Raw genomic sequence first — 22,504 nt, 5'->3', positions numbered from 1 at the left:
CGGTTCGGGAGTAGGTCTAAATGCCTTTTGTGAAGTACAAAAACATAGGAAGCGGGACTAAATGATAAAATGGAATTCCTATCAGGCGGACTTAGCTTTAAAGATGTAGATTGGGAATGAAGTGTTCCTGCCGTTTTTCAGGCAGGGTTAACGTAATGGAAATCGGAATCTTTAGAGTTGTGTCCAAGACCTTTGCAGGAAAGCTCTTTGCCCGGAATGCAGCTTTTCGCGAAATGGAGCGGCAATGTGCTGACCGGATTATAAAAACGGATTATCCTCTTAAAGTAGGATTTCAAGCGGACTTAACTTCAAAGGTGTAGATGGGAATGGAGCGTTCCTGCGTATTTCAGCAGGATTAGTGCAATGGGAATCGGAAGCTTTGGAGTTGTGTCTAAGATCTTTGTAATGAAGCGCTTTTCCCGGAATGGAGCTTTTTCTGCGAAATGCAGGGAAATGGGCTGAGTGGGATTGCAAAGCCAACTTTTCAATTAATTTCTTTTGCTGAAAATAGAAAAAATCCAGTTTAAGGTACCGGATGAACCTTTAATGACATCAAGCCATTTCATAGACAGCATTGAACAGTTTTTTGTCCAAGCGTTCCTGTTGTGAAAAGCTTTTCTTCAATTTATTGTGAAGCATTTGGTTAAAGGCATTATAGCCTATCCATAAATTGGGTTGTTCATTGAGTAGTAGGGCTTCATTATCCAGAATTTCAAGGACTTCCCGGGATTTCTTTGAAGGATCATTGTTCTTGTCACTACATTCATACCGAAACAATTTAGTTCTGTGCAAGATATCCTCCACAAATTCTTTGGTGTCGATGATCTTAAATTCCCTCATCCTGTCGAATTTCTTGGTAATGGTGTAAAACTCATTGTCCAAGAACTTATCGAACAGATTGCTCAACCGTGGCATTATCAGGTCGGTATTGTTCTTACTGTGCTTGATTGAAAACTCAATTTCTGATTGTGAAACGTGCAGTCCATTGGAGCATACCTGACGGTAAAATCCAAAATGCCCAGACGTTTTTTCGCTACCATCATAGGAGTTTTTGAACCGTAGCATTGGCAGTATCAGGTCTTTTTCATTCTTGACCGAGAATTGGCTGTTGTCATCGATGATAAAGTCGGTTATGAAAGACCGGTCATCCCTATTGATCGTGCGCTTCTGATAATTCAGTCCGGCACCGGTCAACATTTCCTCGGCTTTTTTGAAGTACAATTCGTTCGGTACGTGGCCATAGCTGTTCGATACCACGTTGACAATCTTGCCATTTGATACAATGACATTTTCAAGCCCCCTTCGGGATTCCATCTGGGTCAGACTTTTCAAGGACTTCATTTCTGATGGAACGAAGATTTCATCCTGCTGTAAATTTGATAAATACATAACATTTGATTTTAGTTAAACAATTAATATTAAGCTAGAGCCAAACGGAAGATAAAATCTCGGCTCAAAAGGAAACGGAATAAAAGGAGTGAGGAACGAGCCCGGTTATGCCGTAGTCTTTTGATGGGAGTATTTTACGAGTTTACCTTTGCGCACATATTGATTGAATACTTTACCTCCCTTTTTTAAGGAAAAAAGAAAACCTACTCTTGCGAGTAGGCTTCCTGTTTAAAAGATTTAAAGTTACCTTAGAGTTCAAACTCTACAATTTGTTCCTCAATCTCGGATTTTCGTTCCTCCAAAGTGGACTGTAAGTGTGTTGTGACCAATTTGATAAGGTTCGTATTGGTCGTTTTAAACTCCAAATTGTGGGAATCCCGGATATAAAATGAAGCTGAATCCCCTTGGTTGTAGTTGAATTTCGTCAACTCGTTCAAGGTTTGGGATAACCGTTCCCGTTGGGTGGCCAATCCTCTCAGTTTTTCAAAATTTTGGATTCGATCATCCAAACTGATGGTAGCTTTTTTGGATGCTACCGCTTTTTCTGTAGAAGCGGTTTTTCCGATAGCTTCATCGGTCAGTTTTTTCTGTACTTCTTTTTTAACGGATGCATTTTCCTTTTTTGCAGTTCCGTTTTGTTTTACTGTTGTTGCCATAATTAAAATTTTTAAATTAAACATTATTTTAAATCGTTTTGGTAGCTTGTAAGGCAACGAGCAATACCAAAACAGGGCATTAACAGCCACAGGTAGGAAGGGGCAAGGTATGAGCGGTTATTTTTCGCAGAAAAATGTTCGGCATCCCGAAGGGCCTGGCCTTGACCAAGCGGTGGGATGTGGCTACATTTGCCCACGGTTTGGTTTTGGTTGCCTCAGCTGACCGAAACAAAAAATGACTTAACGCAGAAATTTATGGCTCAATAAAAAACCAAAATCTGCAAAGGATTTGACGAGAAAAAATAAGAGTGCCGACTGGATTAGAACCTAAAAGCTGTTTTCCAAACCGAATTATTGATAATGCACCCTTGTTTCGGCCGTGTCCTTGGTGTTTAATTTAGTGCGTAACGAACGCATATCCGATGATACCTTTTGCTCGATAACCCGGGCATAGATTTGCGTTGTGGAAAGCTTGGTATGACCTAGCAATTTTGAAACGGTCTCAATGGGTACGCCATTTGAAAGCGTAACTGTAGTGGCAAACGTATGTCTGGCCGCGTGGAACGTAAGCTTTTTATTGATTTTTAGAATTATCGCTATTTCCTTCAAATATTTGTTGATTTTCTGATTGGAAAATACCGGAAGCAGCTTTTCTTGCTTGCTTTTAGGATCTTGGTCATATTTTTTCAGTATGTCAAGGGCTTTATCCAACAGTGGTATTTTTACGGCTTCATCGTTCTTTTCCCTTTTTGTAAATATCCAGTAATCTCCATCGATGCCTCGTACAATATGGTCATCGCAAAGTAATTTTACATCGATATAGGACAGTCCCGTATAACAGGCAAAAACAAATACATCCCTCGTTTTCTGGTGCATCACTTTTGAAAGCTGACCAGATTCCAAAACTTCAAGTTCCGACTGGGACAGAAATGCCCGTTGGTGTTTTGTGAACTTCAGCGAGAACCTTACAAAAGGGTCTTTTTCGATCCATTCCAACCGAAGGGCAAGGTTCATCATCTTTTTCAAGCGTTCCAAGTGTTTCATAACCCCATTGTTCTTTAGGGGCTGTGAACGGTTTATGGATTTTCCGTTACGTAGGAACTGTTCAAAATCAATGATGAATTTATAGGACAGTTGTTTCAGGAAAACGTCATTGGTCTTTAGTTTGTGCTTCAGATACCGTTTGATATAGCGTTCCGTAGTGAAGTAATTTTTCAAGGTGCCGGGTTTGAGTACCGAAACCATATTCTTATTGTGATAGAAAACCAGTTGAAGCAGCGTTTTGTGCTGTTCATCTTCCCCAAGATATCGGGCTTTGATGGCCTGGGCGGTAACGTATTTGGTTTCGCCCAGAAGCTGTTTGTGGCATTCCAATAAATCAGAGTACACCTGGTCAAGGTAAACGTTTAATGACTTTCCATCGGAAGTCCTTAGCGTTGACCTCTTGGAACGGGTATCCCAATAGGTAACCGATGTAGATCGTTTTAAACTGATTTCGGCACGTTTTCCATCGACCGTAATACGGGCATAAATAGGTGCAAAATCATCTTTTGCTTTGGCCATACTCAGCCAAAAATGAATGGTAAAAGTCTTGGAAGTCTGCATAAACTCTCGCTTTAAGTTAATAATCGATTTGTTTACGAAAGTCAAATCGCTGCGAAAGTCAAGTCTATTGAATTACCAATGTAGTGAAAATTCTGGTAACAATTTAGGTAACCGAATAGGTAACCTTTGAATTGATATTAAAGCCAATCTTATGATTTCAAGAAAAATGAAAATCATTGATTTTCATAAGATTAGCTATATTTTAGTGTCTATTGACACCGTAATTGTCGGGGTGGCAGGATTCGAACCTGCGGCCTCCTGCTCCCAAAGCAGGCGCGATAACCGGGCTACGCTACACCCCGAAGGTGAAAATATTTCACTAAAAATAACTTAGCGGAGAGACCGGGATTCGAACCCGGGCATCCCGAAGGATGACAGCTTAGCAGGCTGCTGCATTACCACTCTGCCACCTCTCCGTTAAATAATGAACTTCGCAATCGTTTTTGCGGATGCAAATGTAGCTTTTACATACTTACCTTCCAAACCTTTTAAACCTTTTTTCCGAAGGAAGTGAAGCTAAAAAGACCAACGCATTTTTAAGTGCTTTGCCTTCAGAAAATTATATCAATTAAAATTTTAATTTATTTTTTACTTTTACTTACTATAATCAACCATTCCTGTATTTCCGTAAATGCTCCTTAAGATTTTCCTCTAATAAATTAAAATAGTTCTTCTGGACTACTTGTATCATCCTAAAAATTATAAAAGCTCATTAATTTGTAAGAAGAAAGAGCTGCAATGGATTTTTAAAATATTATATTGAAAACCGAAACAAAATCAAACCTGGATGACACGCATTTCTATATCGCATTATAATCTGTAGTAAATACTATGACAGAAAACGTACTGGAAGAACCGATACTTGATGCTGTAAGAATTATACAGCTTATTCCCCAAAAACCACCATTTGTAATGGTCGATAGCTTGTATGAATACAGTCATCTTACCGGAAAGATGGGGTTTGTAATCCCCGATAATAATATTTTGGTCAAAAATGGCTTTTTTTCTGAGCCGGGCATTATCGAACATATGGCCCAGAGTATGTCACTGCACAGAGGCTACAGGGGTTTTCTTGCAGGACTAAAAAAGCCGGAAACCGGTTTTATAGGCTCTATCAAGTCTGTTGAAGTTCATTTTTTGCCCAAAGCAGGCTCAAAACTTACTACTTATGTCAATATTCAACATGAAATTAAGAATGTTACTATGGTAACGGCGAGGACTGAGGATGAAAATGGTAAATTAGTAGCCACTTCTGATATGCGAACCGTTACTGTAATTTAAATTTAAGGATTTTTGTTTTTTTATTCAGATGAAGAAAAAGGGTAGTTCTAAAATGGCAATTTTCGATCTGTAGTTCTTTTGTATAAGACAGGTCTTGATCTCTACCGCACTCAGTGAATTTAATTGATGACTATTTAAACATTAACAACAAGCAATGCTTTTAAAAGAATTTTACTCGGTAATAAATACAAGAGAAGAAAACGGACATTTTGTTACTGAAATTAAAATCAGGAAAGATCATGAGCTCTACAAAGGCCATTTTCCAGATCGGCCTGTGACTCCCGGGGTTATTCTAATGCAGATGTTTAAGGAAGAGTTGGAGCGGCAGACCGGGAGAACATTACAGTTTTCGAATGCAAGCAATGTGAAATTTTCGGCTGTTGTAGATCCAAATATTGATAATGTTCTGGTACTGGAATCCAAAATTGAAGTGAGCGGAGATGTTGTTAATCTAAAGGGAATAGCCAGAAATAATGGTTGTGCTGCATTAAAAATTAACGCTACTTATAATTCGATCTAACTTTCTATAAAAGTTATATTTACTTCTGGTTTTAAATAATATTTTTGCATTTTTTGTAAAGTTTATAATTTGAGTAAATCACCAATATATCAGTCCAGGTTCAACAAGTTTAACTGTTGTGTGCTAGTTCCCACTTATAATAATGCGGGGTCTTTGGCCAGCGTTCTTCAGGATCTGCTCTTGTATACCGATAATATTGTATTGGTCAACGATGGTTCTACAGATGCCACTAAAGAAATACTGAAGAGCTTTTCTAATCTTGAAATACTTCATTTTGAAGAGAACAAAGGGAAAGGCGTTGCACTTAAACACGGATTCAAATTTGCTGAGGATCTTGGCTACGAGTATGCTATAACCATAGACAGCGACGGCCAGCATTATCCCGATGATCTGGATGTATTTCTAAGCGAACTGGAAAGCAGACAACAGGGAGATCCGGAGTTGCTTCTTGTTGGTGACAGGAACATGGGCCGTGATGGCATTCCGGGAAAAAGTTCCACAGGAAATAAATTTTCAAATTTTTGGTTTCTCGTGGTTACAGGAACACAGCTAAGTGACACGCAGAGTGGGTATAGATTGTATCCTCTTAAAGTTGTAAATAACATCCCGCTTTACACGCGCAAATTCGAATTTGAGATTGAAATTATTGTTAAAACAGCCTGGAGAAGGGTAGAGGTGAAAAATATTCCGATTAAAGTTTTTTACGAAGAAAACCGGGTAACTCATTTCCGGCCATTTTGGGACATTACTCGAATCACTTTGCTTTATATGTGGTTCGTGCTGGTGAGTTTCTTTTATATTCACCCGCGCAACAAATACCAGGACTTCAAGAAAAAAGGTTTTAAAAGATTCTGGAAAGAAGACATCATTAAAAATCAGGAGCCTGCGCACAAGAAGGCAGCAGCCATTGCTTTGGGCGTTTTTATTGGTATCTCACCGTTTTGGGGCCTTCATACGCTTCTGGTATTTACGTTAGGTGCCATTTTTAGAGTGAATAAAGTAATTGCATTTTTATTTTCCAATATCAGCATCCCGCCACTTATTCCATTTATTATTTATGGAAGTTATCAAATGGGCTCTCTGGTGTCGGGAAATGGTTTCGACTGGAAACTTAGTCTTGAAAACTTCGATTCTTCTGCTGAAATTTTTCAGAGTCTCTGGCAGTACGTCGTGGGAAGTTTTGCTCTGGCAGGATTAACGGCACTCGTCCTGTGGGTGGTATTCTATTTGTTTTTTTCTTATTCTGAACAAAAGCATATTATAAAGAATTAGCAGCATCATTTAATAGTCGAAAATATGGAAATTAAGAAGGCTTCTTTTCTTCTGAATTCATTTAAAGAGCTGCTACAGTTTCCTACACTTTATAACGATTTTTTCATTCTCCAGGTTGGTGGTAAAAAACAAATAATCTTTACCGCCATCTTTAATCTGAAGCTTTTTTCTAATTTCTGAAACAGTTTCTGTGAAATTCCTGGTGGTGATATTAGCCTTTGCACCCTTAAATTCTTTCTTTAACTCACGTTTGGTAAATTGCTTTATATCAATTATTTTAAACGTTCTACCCGGGAATTCTTTTTCTTCTTCCGATGTAAATAAATGGGAATTAGGATGCAGTTTGGCAGTTTGAGTTTGTTGTCCAAGTGTAGCAAATAATCCACTTTTCATGATGGCCGGATTCGGCTCATAAAGAAATTTTTTTGGCAGGGTATATTTTATATCTACCACTTCATTTTCAAAAAATCCTTCAAAAATCTGATCTCCTTTTTTCTGAAAATTTATTGTTTTTATTTGGACTTCAGTATTACCATTTTTAGTCAATACCCACAGTAATTCCTTTACTTCATTTTCAACTGAAACGATATGGATTCCTAATACATTTTGAAGTTCTTCCAGTCCGGCTTTTAAATCGAGTAGGGGAGATGTCTTGATAAGAATATTGTCTGTACGAGAAAAAAGCAATTTAAGATGTTCGGGGACATTAGGAAGACAATCCTGAAGCCGGAACACTTTGCCGCCATGATTATCCCTTCTAGCGGGATCTATAAAGATCCAGTCATATTGGGAGGTGTTTTTTTCTAAAATTTGAATTCCGTCTCCGGCATATACCTGGATATTCTCTGCATTCAGCTCTTTGAAATTGTGCGTTGCTACTTCAGCTAATTCGGGATTCATTTCACAATAAATGACTTCTCTGAAGGTTTTTGAGAAGCAGTAAGTATCTACTCCAAATCCGCCGGTAATATCGATAAGACGTTCCCCGTTAATTATTTCAGCTTTATAATTGGCCGTTATTTCTGAAGATGTCTGCTCTAGATTCAGTTTTGGAGGAAAAATAATTCCGTGGGTTTTATACCAGGTAGGTAGCTTTTTTTTAGCAGTATTTACACCTTTTATCTGTACAGCAAGCTCCTGAACCGTAATCTCTGGAAACGGGCTCCCTTTCAGGATTAACTTTGAAAGATCTGTTTTAAGGTTCTCCTGTATAAAATCCTGAACATCCTTACGTAGTAAATTTTTGTTCAAAACTGAAATTTATAGGTCGCGGGTAAGTCTCTTTACAATCTTGTATTCACTTAAAGATTCCTTTGCAATTACTTTAATAGCTGTATAAAAAGGAACGGCTACAACCATTCCCGTAATGCCAAAAAGTAGTCCGGAAATTAGAATAATAAGGAAAATTTCCAGAGGATGCGAGCGTACACTTGCCCCAAAAATAAGAGGTTGGGAAATAAAATTATCGATCAATTGGCAAATTCCGTAACCCATCATTACGTAAATAAGGCGCGGTAGAATGATGACTGTAAAATCGGCTCCCAAATAACTGGAAATTACAAAAAGGGCCATTAAAATCCCAGCCATTAATGGTCCCAAATACGGCACCAGGTTTAAAGTAGCGCATATAAATGCAATGGCAATTGGGTTTCTAATCTCAAATACGCTTAACAGGATTGTATATAAAATAAATAAGACACTCACCTGCATGGTAAGTCCTACGAAATATCGTGATAACAAAATTTTAATCTTATTAAAAACCCTCTGAAACTTACCTTCATCTCCCTGATTTGCAAACACAAGAATACTATTAATCATTAACTTGCTGTCCTTTAACAGAAAAAAGGATATAAAAATGATTGAGAAGATAGCAATAAGCGCTGCACCAAGAATTCCGAAGACATTATTGAGAAACTTCGGAATTGCGGTAATATCAAAATTTCTCACAAATTCACTTTCCTTCAGACCTTCTATAATATTGATTTCTTCAATCCCCAGGTACGAATTAATTTGAGTGTTAAGATCGTTTAAATCACTCCGGAAGGCTTCCATGTCTATCTGCCCAAGGTGCTGACTCTGTTCTATAACAATTGGAACAAAGACAAAAACTACCCCTATAAAAAAAGAAAGCACCATTAGCAGCACGAGAACCACGGCCATCTGGTTGGGTATTTTTAACTTATGTTTTAGAAAAATAACTACGGGTCGACCAATAAGGGAAATTACCCCTGCTATAGCTATGTATACCAATACCGACTGAATTTCATATAAAAAATACAGTAGCAGAATGATTCCCAGCATGATACCGGCCGCACGCAAAATTCCGTAAGAAAGTTCCTTTGAGTTCACAGCGTAAATATATTATTTCTAATTTAAAGACCTATGCTTTTTCTTATTTCGTACAGGGCAATTGCTGTTGCCTGTGCCACATTCATGCTGCTGTTGTTTCCAAACATTTCTATATGGAAAACATTTTTGCAAAGGGAAAGAATTTCTTCCTGGATTCCGTTGGCTTCATTCCCAACAATTAACGAGATTTTTGATGATCCTTTAAAGTCAACAGTTTCTATAGCAGTGCTTTGAGCTGTAATTTCCAAAGCAAACGGAGTGTAGCCATGGTTTTCATAATTTTGCACCGCCTCTTTTGTCTGCTCAAAAACTTTAAATTTTACGTATTCATGTGTATTTCTGGCTGTTCTTTTTAACCGGTTACTACTAAGGTTTGGAAATGTGCCACAGAAGACAATTTTTTCTATTCCAAAGGCATCGGCCAGCCGGAAAATACTGCCAATATTGGCCTCTCCCGATACATTATCAAGTATAAGAATTACAGGTGACTCTTCTTTTTTAAACCTGGACTGCTGGTGTGAAAGTTGTGTTTTCAATTTTCAAAAGCGTATTTTAAAATATTCGCTCCCATTCGTAATGCTTTTATCCGCACTTCTTCAGGATCATTGTGGATTTCCGGATTTTCCCAACCGTCTCCAAGGTCACTTTCAAATGTAAATAGACAAATTAGCCGCTCATTTTCAAAAAGTCCGAAAGCCTGCGGTGGCTCATTGTCGTGTTCATGAATTTTTGGCAAACCATTTGGAAAATTAAAGGAGGTACTAAAAATAGGATGATTGGCAGAAAGTTCGGTTAAGGCTTTTTCAGGAAAAACCTTCTTCAGTTCTTTTCTTACGTATTCATTCATCCCGTAATTATCATCAATATGAAGGAATCCGCCACTTAGGAGGTAATTTCTTAGATTTTCAGCCTCATCATCGCTAAAAAAAACATTTCCGTGGCCGGTCATATGGATATAAGGATACTGAAATATGTCTGTGGCACCCGGAGTCACCGTTTCAGGCTTAGGATTTATTGCGGTGTTGATATTGCTGTTGCTGAATTTTATAAGATTGGGCAGGGCCGTGGGATTTGCATACCAGTCGCCGCCGCCGTTGTATTTTAAAACTGCGATTTTTTGCGCGACTAAAGGCGCACTGCAAAAAATGGCAATTATCAGCATATATATCTTTTTCATCTTCTTCAACAGGTTTCCGCTAATATAATGCCGATAATTGGCATTTAAAGGTGTGGTTAATTTGGCAATTTTCGACATGTATTCAACAATTAAGTAAAACTAAAAAATTTACTTCTCAAGAAAAATTATTCCTGGTTTGCCAGCGCAAAGGTGTGACAGGCAACAATTGCGGCAGTTTCGGTTCTTAAACGGCTGTCCCCAAGGCTTACCGGCTGCCAGTTTTGCTCCAACGCTTTCTGAATTTCTTCTGAAGAAAAATCCCCTTCAGGACCAATAAGCATAATAGACTTTGACTTAGGTTTTATGCTGTTTTTTAGCAAAAATCGCTGTTTATCATCCTCACAATGTGCAATAAACCGATCTCCTTCAGCATGAGTAGCTAAAAATTCAGAAAAACTTTGCGGTTCATTTAATTTCGGAATTCTAAAATGCAGGGATTGCTTCATCGCGCTCTGTAATACCCGCTCAAAGCGATTCAGTTTAACAACTTTACGTTCGCTGTGGTCGCAAATAATGGGTGTAATTTCGTGCACTCCAATTTCTGTCGCTTTTTCGAGAAACCACTCGAACCTGTCATTCATTTTTGTTGGAGCGACTGCCATATGCAGGTAATAGGGCGCAGATTCTTCAGTTTTCACTTTAAGAACTTTGGCCAACGCCTGATTTCCGGTTTGGATAAGCTCTACGGAAAATAAAAAGCCCTTTCCGTTGGTCACTTCCAGCACATCACCTTCTTTTTTCCGAAGAACTTTGGCGATATGCTTACTTTCATCCTTCGGAAAAATTACCTGGGTATCGTTTTCCTCAAGTTCGGGATGATAGAATAACTGCATAGATTAAAATTTATAGCGCGCTTGTGCGGTGATGGAAAAATCTGAAAAGTCTTTCTTTAAAAACTTATAATGCCCTGCAATGGCGATCATTGCAGCATTATCTGTAGTATATTCAAACTTCGGAATAAAAGTAGTCCACCCATATTTATTTTCGGCTTCCTTAAGTGCATTTCGTATTCCGCTGTTGGCTGAAACTCCGCCACCAATAGCAATTTGCTTTATTCCGGTCTCTTTCACCGCCAGTTTAAGCTTATCCATTAAAATGGCAATTATCGTGCTTTGGATGGAAGCGCAGATATCCTTCAGGTTTTCTTCTACAAAACCGGGATTCTCCTTTGTTTGCTTCTGAATAAAATACAATACCGCAGTTTTAAATCCGCTAAAGCTAAAATCTAGTCCGGGAACTTTGGGTTTAGGAAATTTAAAAGCTTTCGGATTTCCTTCTTTGGCATATTTATCAATTAAAGGGCCGCCGGGATAAGGCAGACCCATAATTTTTGCGCTTTTATCGAAGGCTTCGCCCACGGCATCGTCTGTAGTAGTTCCAATTACTTCCATATCGAAATAATCTGAAACTTTTACAATTTGAGTGTGGCCACCGCTAATAGTAAGCGCCAGAAATGGAAATTCGGGTTTTTTAAAACCTTCCTCTTCGATAAAATGCGCCAGGATGTGCGCCTGCATATGGTTGATTTCTATTAATGGAATCTTAAGTCCCATGGCTAAAGATTTGGCAAAAGACGTTCCTACCAGCAGGGAACCCATTAATCCAGGCCCGCGCGTAAATGCGATTGCAGATAGCGCTTTTTTGTCGATATTTGCCTTTTTAATGGCCTGGTGGATAACCGGAACAATATTTTGTTGGTGCGCCCTGGAAGCAAGTTCTGGCACAACGCCGCCATATTGCTGGTGAACCTCCTGCGTAGCGACAATATTAGAAAGGATTTTGCCGTTACACAGTACGGCAGCAGCGGTATCGTCGCAAGAAGATTCTATGGCGAGTATATAAATATCTTGTTCTGTCATCGGAGGAAAATAGGCATAGAAGTTGTTAATTTCGTACAAAGTTAAAACATAAAAGCATATCAAAAAATTCTGGAAAATATTAAAAAGGATTGTAGTAGGATTGCTTTTGTTTTTTATCCTTTTATTGATTGTATTTTCCATCCCTGCCGTACAAACTTCTGTAGCCAAAAGCATCACAGATTCTCTTAAAGAAAGCAACAATATCAACGCCAGCATAGACAGGGTAAGCCTAACCTATTTTGGAAACGTAAAAATTAACGGGATTTTTGTTGAAGATCATCATCTCGATACATTATTTACTGCCGGGGAAATTAGAACTTCTATTCTTAGTCTCAGAAATCTCATGACTAATAATCCTACTTTAGGAAATACCGTAGTGAGAGACCTGAGGCTAAATATGAAGCGGTACGAAGGTGAGGAAAGTGATAACCTGTCGCTGCTGATTTCCAAGCTGAAAAAAGAACCTACAGGAAAACCTTCTACTTTTGAATTAAATGTAGATGATGTTCAAATTTTAGATAGTCACTTTAGCTACAGGGACGAAAACCTGGATAATCCCGACATTTTGGTTTTTGACGACCTGACTATTTTTGCTGAAGATTTAAATATTGATGGAGATATTATTGCTGTTGATATTACCGGAATAACAGCTGAAGAAGGTCGCGGCTTAAGTATTCGTAATTTGATGACCTCCTTTTACTACAGCTCCAGCCAAATGCAGTTGCAGGACCTGGTCTTGGAAACCTCTGAATCCAGAATTCTTGGGAATCTAGATTTTCAATATACTTCAGAGCAATTTTCCAATTTTGTGAACGAGGTGCAGGTCACTGCAGATTTTACTGAATCTATGATTTCCAGTAATGATCTAAAAGTTTTCTACGATGGTTTTGGGACAGATCAGGTACTCTCTTTTAATACAAGTTTAGATGGTACGCTTAATGATTTTACTCTCACTAATCTTCAGCTTACAGGAATGGATAGAAGTGCTGTAGATGGAGATTTTGTGGTGCAGGGAATTTTCCCGCAGGAAACTGATGAATTTCAGATTAGCGGTGACTTTAGTCAGTTTACCTCCAATTATTATGATCTTGTGAATTTGCTTCCGCAGGCACTTCAGGGCAAATTGCCGGAAAATCTTAGGGATTTCGGAAATGTAAGGATGAGGGGAAATGCTTTGTTAAGAAGCAATTCATTAGATGCAGATCTGGTAATTACTACCCAATTGGGATCTGCCAACGCCGATTTTGTACTTAGAAATTTCGACAATACCAGCGCCGCCACTTATAAAGGAAATTTAATCTTTCGCGACTTTAATGTAGGTCGGCTGGTCAATAATCCCACTTTAGGAAAAACAAGTTTTGATCTGGATGTGGATGGAACTGGTTTTGATGCTGAAAGTATTAATGCTCAGTTACGTGGTGCAATTTCTAAAATAAATTATAATAATTATACTTATAAGGACATAAGAGTAATAGGAAACCTTCGGAATCCAGTTTTTAATGGAAATCTTGTTTCCAATGATCCTAACCTGAAAATGGAATTTAACGGACTTGCAGATCTATCCCAGGAGATTAATGTCTATGATTTTGAAGCTGCTGTAAATTATGCCGATTTAAATGCGCTAAATTTCGTTTCCCGCGACAGTATTTCTGTTTTTAAGGGAGATGTGATTATGAATATGAAAGGTACTACAGTAGATAATGCCTTCGGAAGTATTCTGCTGCTCAACACGTCTTATCAGAATCAAAATAACCTTTATTATTTTGAAGATTTCAGCATTGTATCTTCATTTGAAGGAAACGAACGTACTATAGCCATTAATTCGCCAGATGTTATTAATGGTCAGGTAGAAGGGGTTTTTCAGTTGCGGGAAGTGGGAGCACTTTTTCAGAATTCACTTGGAAGTATTTATACCAATTACCAGCCAAGAACGATTACCACAAATCAATACATGGAATTTGATTTTGATATTTCTAACCAGATCGTGGAAATTTTTTATCCTGAAATTAGTGTAGCCCCGGAAACTTACATTCGTGGAAGGGTAGAGTCTGACGAATCTGAATTTAAATTGAACTTTCGCTCTCCGGAAATTGTGGCTTTTAACAACCTTCTGGAAGATATAAATCTTCGGGTGGATAACACAAACCCTATTTACAATACCTATTTTGAAGCCGATAGCGTTTCAACCAGTTTTTATGATTTTTCTGAATTCAGCTTTATTAATGTAACGCAGCGGGACACCTTGTTTATTAGATCTGAATTTGGGGGTGGTAAAAATAATACCGATGTTTTTAACATCAATTTGTATCACACGATCAATGAGGATAACAAATCTGTAGTGGGGATTCAGCGTTCGGATCTTAAATTTAAAGATAATGTGTGGTATATAAACGAAGAAAGGAATAAAAGCAATAAGATAGTTTTTGAAAATAATTTCAAAAATATTGCTATAGATTCCCTGGTGATGAACCATGCCGATGAGGAAATTAGTCTTAGCGGGGTAATGCGGGATAGCACCTACAAAAATTTCTCTATGGAATTTGAAAATGTCGATATTGATAAGATAACGCCTATTATCGATAGCCTTGATTTGGCAGGAAGGTTAAATGGTAGTTTGGATTTATTACAGGAAAATGGCGCATATTATCCAAATACTTCCCTAAGAATTGATTCCCTCAACATTAATAACAATATGTTAGGCAATCTAATAATTGATGTGGAAGGAAACGAGAACCTCACAAATTATGCAATTAATGCCAATTTGAGGAATAGAGATTTTGAATCCCTGAATGCCGTGGGAAACATAGATGTAAGTGGTAATCAACCTACCATAGACCTTGATGTTGATCTTGAAGATTTAAACATGGCTGCTTTTAGTCCGTTGGGAGGAGTGGCTATAAGTAATATACGAGGAAAGATTAGTGGTAATGCAAGGGTAGTTGGAAACTATAAAAATCCGGAATTTTCTGGTCAGCTTCTTCTTGATAATGCAGGACTTAGTGTGCCATACCTAAACATTGATTTGGATTTTGATCAACAGTCTGTAGTGAACCTTACCCAACAACAATTTAACTTTGACAATATTGGTATTACCGATACAAAATTTGATACACGTGGTGTCCTCGACGGAAATATTTCCCACCGTAATTTTTCGGAATGGTTTTTAAATCTTGGTGTTACTACAGATAGGTTACTCGTACTCGATACAGATGCTGAAGAAGATGCACTTTATTACGGAACAGCTTTTATAAGTGGTGAAGCGTCTATTGAAGGTCCTACAGATGAATTATCCATAAATGTAAATGCAACCACAGAACGTGGTACAGTTTTCAAAATTCCTTTAAGCGATACCGAATCTGTTGGGGACAATTCTTATATCCATTTTCTTAGCCCCGAAGAAAAGGCTGCAAAACAAGCCGGAAGAGAGGTTATTTTACCTGAAGTAAAAGGTATTGAAATGGTTTTTGATCTGGATGTTACTAACGATGCTGAAGTGGAAGTGGTGGTAGATCAAACCAGCGGAAGTACCTTGCGGGGCCGTGGTGCCGGAAACCTGTTGCTGGAGATCAACACCAATGGAAAATTTAATATGTGGGGGGATTTTATAGCTTATGAAGGTGTATATAATTTTAAATATGCGGGGCTGGTTCAAAAAGTTTTCAGGGTACAATCTGGTGGAAGTATAAACTGGAATGGAAATCCCGTCCAGGCAGAGCTGGATGTAAGTGCTGTTTACGAGGTGGATGCAAATCCTTCAGTTCTTCTGGAAAACCCTTCAGTAAACAGGAAAATACCGGTAGAAGTAATTATAAACCTTCAGGGACAATTGGTACAACCAGATATCACTTTCGATATCGGATTTCCTAATGCCAGTTCTGTTGTACGTTCAGAACTGGAATATAGGATAGATGATCGTGCAAGTAAAGAGTTACAAGCTTTGTTCTTAGTGACCCAAAATGCGTTTTACAGTGAATTCGGACTGCGTCAGAATGCTATAACAGGAACGCTTGCAGAACGGGCTTCTGGTCTTGTTAATGATATCTTTGCAGACGAAGACGGAAAATTTCAGGTGGGTGTGAATTATGTACAGGGGGATCGTACTCCAGATCAACAAACAGTAGATCGGTTTGGCCTTACACTTTCTACCCAAATTAGTGAGAGGGTCCTTATAAATGGACAGGTAGGGGTGCCTATAGGAGGAATGACAGAATCCTATATTATCGGGGATGTGGAAATAGATTTTTTACTTAATGAGGACGGCAGCCTTAGAGCAAAAGTATTTAACAGAGAAAATAATATCCAGTTTATAGGTGAGGAAATAGGATTTACCCAGGGAGTGGGATTATCATATTCGGTAGACTTTGATACTTTCAAGGAGTTAATCCGGAAAATTGCTGATGCTGAGCTGGCCAGAACAGAAGCGCTGAAAGAGGAAGAAGAGGAGGAGGAAACACGCAATTCATTGGCCCCGGACTATATAAGTTTTCCCGAGGGCGGACAAAATTAAATACCTAAAAAGACCCGCTCAAAAATTTTACAACAACTCCTTCAAATTTGAACTGAAAATGCCGAAATTAATGAGCCAGGCTCTTTTCTTGTTCTTTATTTACTTGAAATTTTCTAAAACTTAGATTAAAATCTTTAAGAATAAAATTGGCCCTTTTTCTGGATACTCCCATTCTTAAAAAATGTGTTAATAGACATTCCTTTATACAAGTTTTCACTTCTCCTCTCTTAATGCTATGGGATGAGATTCGCGTAAAAACGTGATCATATTCAGAAAAAATTTTTGTTGTCACATCCAGAATGATACTTTCATCAAAGTATCTGGCAGTGAAATAATAATCGAACTGAATTTCGCTGGCGCCTTTAAATATAGGCTTTGGGCTTTGAGGTAGATAAAGGAACCCCGTGGTTGGTTTGTAAATCATAAGGCTAAAGGTTAAGGTTGCAATCTTTAAGGATATTTAAATATAATAAATTTTTTCTCAGCTTTTTAATTTAACAATCACATTTACAATAAGTTAACATGATGTTAATAAGGAGAGGAATTCTAATATTAATCTATGCAAATAAAATTTGAGAATAATTAATTTAAAAAAGGGGATATCTAAAAATAGTTATCCCCTTGTGTGGTCTTTATATCTCCCCAAATATAACTGACCGTAAAATTTTAAATTTCTATTTAATAATTCTTTTTTAGCGAGATAAATAGGATTGCAAAATTTACAGACTATTTAAATAAAGAAGTTCATTCCTGTAGTTAAGAAAGATGTCATAAAAATAGAATGGTTAATTTCTGGGAATAAAGAAAGGTAAATTGCTGGATTTCGAATATCTTAAATGATAATATAACTAACACATTTACAATATTTTGTGTAATTACTATTCTTACATACAGAACAAGCATGCAGGTATAATCTTACTTAAAGTCTATAATTTGCAGCTTTACTTTTGTGACGCGAGGGCCATAGAAAGTATAAATACTTTTGAAAAATGACGCAATTTTTTTACTTATGTTACCAGATATAAGAAAATTTCTCTTCCGGTGAAATTAATTTTGCATTCAAGGTATTTGTAACTAGTTTTACGTCAAATACCGAGAACACCATATATTAAGTACAATTTTCTATGGCCAAAAAAATTAAGAAGATAGGAGTATTAACCTCCGGGGGAGATGCTCCTGGAATGAATGCCGCAATAAGAGCTGTTGTGCGCGCATGCGCATATTACCACACCGAATGTGTAGGCTTTTACCGCGGTTATCAAGGGATGATTGAAGGGGATTATATTGCTCTAAATGCGCGAAGTGTACGTAATATTTTGCCCTATGGTGGGACTATTCTTCAATCTGCACGCTCCAAAGAATTTAAAACTCAAGAAGGGCGGGCCAAAGCTGCAGAAAAGCTGAAGGAAGCAGAAGTGGACGCATTGGTGTTAATAGGAGGAGATGGTACATTTCGTGGAGGTGTTGCTTTAAGTAAAGAACATGATATTCCGTGTATTGGGGTTCCAGGTACTATTGATAATGACATTTCGGGAACTAATTTTACAATAGGTTATGATACTGCTCTAAATACAGTTGTGGAAGCAATTGATAAAATAAGGGACACAGCAAGTTCTCACAACCGTCTCTTTTTTGTTGAAGTAATGGGCAGAGATGCCGGATTTATTGCTTTAAACAGTGGTATTGGTGCTGGTGCTGAAGAAATTCTTATTCCTGAAGAGGATTTGGGCCTGGAACGTTTACTGGATTCTCTTGAGCGCAGCAGAAGGTCTGGCAAAACTTCAAGTATTGTTGTGGTTTCTGAAGGTGACAAAATTGGAAAGAATGTCTTTGAACTGGCAGAATACGTAAAAGAAAACCTGCCATACTATGACGCAAAAGTAACCGTCCTGGGACATATCCAGAGAGGAGGGAAGCCAACATGTTTTGACAGGGTTTTGGCAAGCAGGCTATGTGTAAAAGCTGTGGAATTACTTATGGATGGCAAACGTGATGTGATGGTGGGTATAGTGAATAACGATATTACCTATACCAGCATTTCTGAAGCTTTAAAAACCGAACATACTGTTAATAAAGATTTACTAAGGATTTCTGATATTTTATCTACCTGATTTATGAAAACAATTGCAATTATTGCCCATAATGGGAAAAAAGCTGAAATGGTTCAGTTTCTGAATAATCACCGAGAAACACTTCAGTCCAAAGAGATAAACTTGATCGCTACGGGAACCACGGGAGCGAAAACTGAAATCGCAGGTTTTAAAGTAGAAAAATTGCTGTCTGGACCGCTTGGCGGCGATGCACAAATAGCCGCCCGTATTGCAGAGGGCTTAATAGATATGGTGATTTTCTTCAGGGATCCATTAGATAAACATCCACATGAACCTGATATTTTTATGTTAATGAGATTATGCGATGTACACGATGTGCCACTGGCAACTAATCCCGCCACCGCCCGTTTGCTTATCCAGGGCATCTAGAGCTAGAGCTTCAATTTTGGGAGAATGGTAAATAAAGATTTGTATTTAAATCCTTGTATCAAAAGAGTTCACTGAAGCTCTTCTCTAACTCAAAATGGATTTCATCTGGATTAAATCCATTTTAATTGATCCTAAAAAAATATAATTAAGAACTTGTTGTTAGTTCTTTACTGCTATTGCGCTTATTTCCACATTTACAAACTTCGGAAGGTTGGCAACCTCTACGGTTTCCCTGGCTGGTGCGGTTTCAGCATCAAAATAGGTTCCGTAGACTTCGTTTATTTTAGCGAAGTTATTCATATCACTTATGAAAATTGACGTTTTAATGACATCATTAAAAGTAAGCCCTGCTTCAGTAAGAATAGCTTTTAAATTTTCCATCACCAGCTTTGTTTCTTCCGCAAGATCATCAATTTCAAGATTTCCGGTTTTTGGGTTTATAGCAATTTGTCCGGAGATAAACAGCATATTTCCACTTAAAACCGCCTGATTGTAAGGTCCTATCGGTGCCGGTGCGTTTTCAGTTTTGATAATTTTTTTCATCATAATATATATTGATTATTTTATACTACTCACTATTCGGAATTACAATTACAACCTTCTATCCCTGTCCCTTCGTTTTTCGTATTTAATATCACTCAAAATAGAAGATTTAATGCCTATAAAGAAATTCCAGGATTTTCTCTGGCTAAATGGAACCCAGCTGAAATTGAGCCTCCAGCTTTCCAGGTCCCTTGCAAAACGCAATTGAGTAAAAGTAAATCCTCTCTCCCTAATATCAAAACCCGATGAAGCTCCAATAGACCATTTAGGAGAAAGCTCAACATTTCCGGAGAACATTAGAGAATGGGATGTGATTTCATTCTGTCTGGCATTATTACTATAGGTCATCGTGTAATTTAACCGTAAATCCCACGGGATTTCATATTTATACCATTCACTATTAACTTCCCTTTCTTCTCCATCCTCAAAAGGGTCCTCGTCGTCTTCATAAAAGCTTCCGTCAAGATTGGTTCCTTTCCCAAATAGATCATCGGGTCTGCCACCGTTTCTGTATGTTTCATTTTCAGATTCGTCTTTATTCTCGGTATCTTTAGAAAAATCCTTACTGGAAAAAGCATAACCAAAACTAACGTTCGCATTGGTAAACCGGAAAAGGCTTCCTCCATTATTAATGTTAAGCCGGTCTATTTTACGATTATTATTATCCAATGCATAAATATCCATTTGAGCGGCCAAGTTTACAGTTAGCTTATTTTCAATGATCGGAATTCCTCCCCTTAAAGCAATAGGGGATAGGCGTAAAGAATCCCCTGCCAGGTTATAAGAGGTGCCAATACTAAAATTATTTAAAAGCGTTACTTTCTTTGGCTCTGTAGCTGTACTATCTTTGTCCCTTACTTTTGCTTCCAGGGAATTACTAAGGCTCAAGCCTATAGAACTTGAAAAATTTCTTCCCGGAGCCCCATACAAAGTACCGTCAAACCGGGAATAATCAATTAGATTTATTTGATCTGGATCTGCAGGATTAATTTCTTCAAACTGGTCGTAATATTGATCAAAAGCAGGATTAATATTATAGCTTATATTGGGACGCATCACGTGCCGGATTGCCTGGATTTTTTTATCGCTCCCAAAGTTCACCAGTCCATAAAGGGTTGTACCTACGTTTGCGTTAAAATTATAGGTGCTGAATCTATCAAACCCGTTTATTGTGTCCCTTACAACGTCATTGGTTTCTTCATCATAAGAACGCTCATAAGTTTCAAAAACCCAGTTCTCTTCAAAACTGGCTCCGGTACTTACGCTCAGGTAATTAAATAATTTAAAATTTGTGTTGATAGGAATCTGGTGTTGTGCACCATAGATAGCTTCATCAAACATCTTCGGTGTAAAAAAAATGGAATCATAAGTGCTAATCCTGTTTTCTGCCCTTAAATTATATTGAAAATTTATATTTTCTATAATACCTTTTTTTGCTCCAACTTTTGGTTCAAAAGGATAAATCCTGGTCATACTTGCATTAAGGGTGGGAAGTGTTAAATTAACAATTCCGGTATTTGTATTTTGAGAATGCCTGGCTGCGAGGCTCAAATTTACCTGAGGCTCCCCTTCAAAAGTTTTAGAATAGGAAACAGAAGAGTTTAAGGTATTGTTTAAGAAGTTACCCGTATTCTGTTGATTTACAGATTCACGGTAATAATCACTACTCCCAAGGTTTACTGAAGCACTAAATCTTGAAGAAGGATTGGATTTAGCATCCTGACTGTGAGACCAGCGAATATTGTAATTAGAACCTTCAGCAAAATCAGGAAATCCCCGTTCACTTTCCAGTAGCTTTTCATATCTGAAACTAAAATTTCCCCGAAACTTGTAACGCTGGTTATAATTAGATTCCAAATTCATTGCATAGCTGCCATTAGTATAATAATCGCCAATAGCCAAAAGATCTACATAATCACTAATTGCGAAATAGTAACCACCATTTTGTAGAAAGTATCCACGATTATTACTATCCCCAAAAGACGGTATTATAAACCCGGAAGTTTCCTCTTCAGTCATAGGAAAGTATCCAAAAGGCAATCCCAGAGGCGTAGGCACGTCTGCTATGTACATATTTACCAGTCCTGATACAATTTTCTTGTCGGGTACGAATTTTATGCGTCGGGCGTAAAAGTAATAATCGGGATTATCCACATCTTCAGAAGTTGTGAAACGGACATTTTGCATAAAATAAACGGAATCATTCTCTCTCTTGGTGACTTCCCCTCTTACATTAAAATTGGCTTCCTGTGTTCTGGAATTATAGATTAGAGCCCTTTCTGTATCAAAATTAAACCGGATAGAATCTGGCTCAACGGTTTTCTGCGCTTGTTGAAATACTGGTTTTTGAGTATAATCACCCAGTGAATCTGGAATACCAAAAGCATAAACCTCATTTTTGTTATTATCAATAACAATTAACCCTGCATTTAAAATTATATCGCCGTATGTAACCTGTGCATTGTTATAAAGGTACATTCGGTTTTCTTTTTGGCTCAGTCTTATGTAGTCTGTAGCTTTATAATCAACACGATCAGAAAGAAGGTTGTTGCCCTGTGGCTGCGGAATAGAGTCTGCAATTATACTATCCTGCAGTTTTATTGTTTGTGCTAATGGAATACCTTCACCTACAGAGACGAGTGTATCCCGTTCAGCTTCTATTCTGATTCCGCTGGTTGTATCTATTTCCTGAGCCGTTGTTAATGAAGGGGATAACAGTATGAAAATACAGCAAAAAAGTATATAAGGTATATTTGTTTGCAATGCTTTAAGTACTATTTTTGTAAAGAGTGGCTTGCTTTTTGCGAATTCAAAATTACATATATTTTTCCACCTGAGTTTTGTGAGCAAGTGAAAAATAGCAATA

At 37.8% G+C, this 22,504-nt stretch carries 17 protein-coding genes and 2 tRNA genes; 6 read left to right on the top strand and 13 right to left on the bottom strand.

The window, feature by feature from the left end; genetic code table 11:
- Positions 1-552: 552 nt before the first annotated feature.
- The 5 genes from RM549_RS10485 to RM549_RS10465 all read right to left on the bottom strand — a co-directional run bounded on the left by RM549_RS10485 (position 553) and on the right by RM549_RS10465 (position 4,066).
- A complete protein-coding gene (locus tag RM549_RS10485) occupies positions 553-1,389 on the bottom strand; it encodes a DUF932 domain-containing protein (protein WP_268224940.1) in 837 nt (278 codons plus the stop codon).
- 248 nt (positions 1,390-1,637) lie between these two features.
- Positions 1,638-2,045 carry a hypothetical protein gene (locus RM549_RS10480; protein ID WP_008612814.1) on the bottom strand — a complete coding sequence of 136 codons (408 nt, stop codon included), beginning with the start codon at positions 2,043-2,045 and terminating at the stop codon, positions 1,638-1,640.
- A gap of 351 nt (positions 2,046-2,396) precedes the next feature.
- Positions 2,397-3,650: a site-specific integrase gene (locus RM549_RS10475; RefSeq protein ID WP_008612815.1), complete on the bottom strand. Its 1,254-nt coding sequence runs from the start codon at positions 3,648-3,650 to the stop codon at positions 2,397-2,399.
- 227 nt (positions 3,651-3,877) lie between these two features.
- Positions 3,878-3,952 (bottom strand) — tRNA-Pro (locus RM549_RS10470).
- A gap of 32 nt (positions 3,953-3,984) precedes the next feature.
- A tRNA-Ser gene (locus RM549_RS10465) sits at positions 3,985-4,066 on the bottom strand.
- A 415-nt stretch (positions 4,067-4,481) separates the two neighbouring features.
- Here RM549_RS10465 and RM549_RS10460 point away from each other — a divergent pair.
- The 3 genes from RM549_RS10460 to RM549_RS10450 all read left to right on the top strand — a co-directional run bounded on the left by RM549_RS10460 (position 4,482) and on the right by RM549_RS10450 (position 6,723).
- Entirely contained in the window at positions 4,482-4,931 is a 450-nt protein-coding gene (locus RM549_RS10460) for a hotdog family protein (RefSeq protein WP_311684489.1), read from the top strand.
- A gap of 154 nt (positions 4,932-5,085) precedes the next feature.
- Complete coding sequence (locus RM549_RS10455; RefSeq protein ID WP_311684487.1) at positions 5,086-5,451, top strand: ApeI family dehydratase; 366 nt, start codon at positions 5,086-5,088, stop codon at positions 5,449-5,451.
- A 69-nt stretch (positions 5,452-5,520) separates the two neighbouring features.
- Positions 5,521-6,723, top strand: a complete 1,203-nt coding sequence (locus tag RM549_RS10450) for a DUF2062 domain-containing protein (RefSeq protein WP_311684485.1) — start codon at positions 5,521-5,523, stop codon at positions 6,721-6,723.
- A gap of 72 nt (positions 6,724-6,795) precedes the next feature.
- Here the strand turns inward: RM549_RS10450 and RM549_RS10445 are convergent, their stop codons facing one another.
- The 6 genes from RM549_RS10445 to tsaD form a co-directional block, all read right to left on the bottom strand.
- Positions 6,796-7,974, bottom strand: coding sequence for a THUMP-like domain-containing protein (locus tag RM549_RS10445; protein ID WP_311684483.1), 1,179 nt, complete (start codon positions 7,972-7,974; stop codon positions 6,796-6,798).
- A 9-nt stretch (positions 7,975-7,983) separates the two neighbouring features.
- Positions 7,984-9,072 carry an AI-2E family transporter gene (locus tag RM549_RS10440; RefSeq protein WP_311684481.1) on the bottom strand — a complete coding sequence of 363 codons (1,089 nt, stop codon included), beginning with the start codon at positions 9,070-9,072 and terminating at the stop codon, positions 7,984-7,986.
- A gap of 23 nt (positions 9,073-9,095) precedes the next feature.
- A complete protein-coding gene (locus RM549_RS10435) occupies positions 9,096-9,608 on the bottom strand; it encodes a TrmH family RNA methyltransferase (protein ID WP_311684479.1) in 513 nt (170 codons plus the stop codon).
- The gene (locus RM549_RS10430; protein WP_311684503.1) at positions 9,605-10,249 is read right to left on the bottom strand and encodes a DUF4159 domain-containing protein; all 645 of its coding nucleotides are present in this window, start codon (positions 10,247-10,249) and stop codon (positions 9,605-9,607) included. The genes RM549_RS10435 and RM549_RS10430 overlap by 4 nt, the downstream gene beginning before the upstream one ends.
- A gap of 125 nt (positions 10,250-10,374) precedes the next feature.
- Positions 10,375-11,082: a 16S rRNA (uracil(1498)-N(3))-methyltransferase gene (locus RM549_RS10425; RefSeq protein ID WP_311684477.1), complete on the bottom strand. Its 708-nt coding sequence runs from the start codon at positions 11,080-11,082 to the stop codon at positions 10,375-10,377.
- A 3-nt stretch (positions 11,083-11,085) separates the two neighbouring features.
- Positions 11,086-12,108 carry a tRNA (adenosine(37)-N6)-threonylcarbamoyltransferase complex transferase subunit TsaD gene (tsaD, locus tag RM549_RS10420; RefSeq protein ID WP_311684475.1) on the bottom strand — a complete coding sequence of 341 codons (1,023 nt, stop codon included), beginning with the start codon at positions 12,106-12,108 and terminating at the stop codon, positions 11,086-11,088.
- A 100-nt stretch (positions 12,109-12,208) separates the two neighbouring features.
- Here tsaD and RM549_RS10415 point away from each other — a divergent pair, with 100 nt between their 5' ends.
- From RM549_RS10415 to RM549_RS10405, 3 genes are all read left to right on the top strand, one after another.
- Entirely contained in the window at positions 12,209-16,615 is a 4,407-nt protein-coding gene (locus RM549_RS10415) for a translocation/assembly module TamB domain-containing protein (RefSeq protein ID WP_311684473.1), read from the top strand.
- Positions 16,616-17,739: 1,124 nt separating this feature from the next.
- Positions 17,740-18,726, top strand: a complete 987-nt coding sequence (pfkA, locus tag RM549_RS10410; RefSeq protein ID WP_311684471.1) for a 6-phosphofructokinase — start codon at positions 17,740-17,742, stop codon at positions 18,724-18,726.
- Between the two features lie 3 nt (positions 18,727-18,729).
- Positions 18,730-19,095, top strand: coding sequence for a methylglyoxal synthase (locus tag RM549_RS10405; protein ID WP_311684469.1), 366 nt, complete (start codon positions 18,730-18,732; stop codon positions 19,093-19,095).
- Between the two features lie 159 nt (positions 19,096-19,254).
- On the opposite strand, the gene RM549_RS10400 is transcribed toward RM549_RS10405, so the two are convergent.
- Positions 19,255-19,638, bottom strand: a complete 384-nt coding sequence (locus RM549_RS10400) for a RidA family protein (RefSeq protein ID WP_311684501.1) — start codon at positions 19,636-19,638, stop codon at positions 19,255-19,257.
- A 48-nt stretch (positions 19,639-19,686) separates the two neighbouring features.
- Entirely contained in the window at positions 19,687-22,401 is a 2,715-nt protein-coding gene (locus RM549_RS10395) for a putative LPS assembly protein LptD (protein ID WP_311684467.1), read from the bottom strand.
- Between the last annotated feature and the right edge of the window lie 103 nt (positions 22,402-22,504).

It is taken from the genome of Autumnicola patrickiae, assembly GCF_031846525.1.
GTDB lineage: Bacteria > Bacteroidota > Bacteroidia > Flavobacteriales > Flavobacteriaceae > Autumnicola > Autumnicola patrickiae.
The sequence above is the reverse complement of the archived record's forward strand: the minus strand, read 5'-3'. Positions and strand labels throughout refer to the sequence as shown.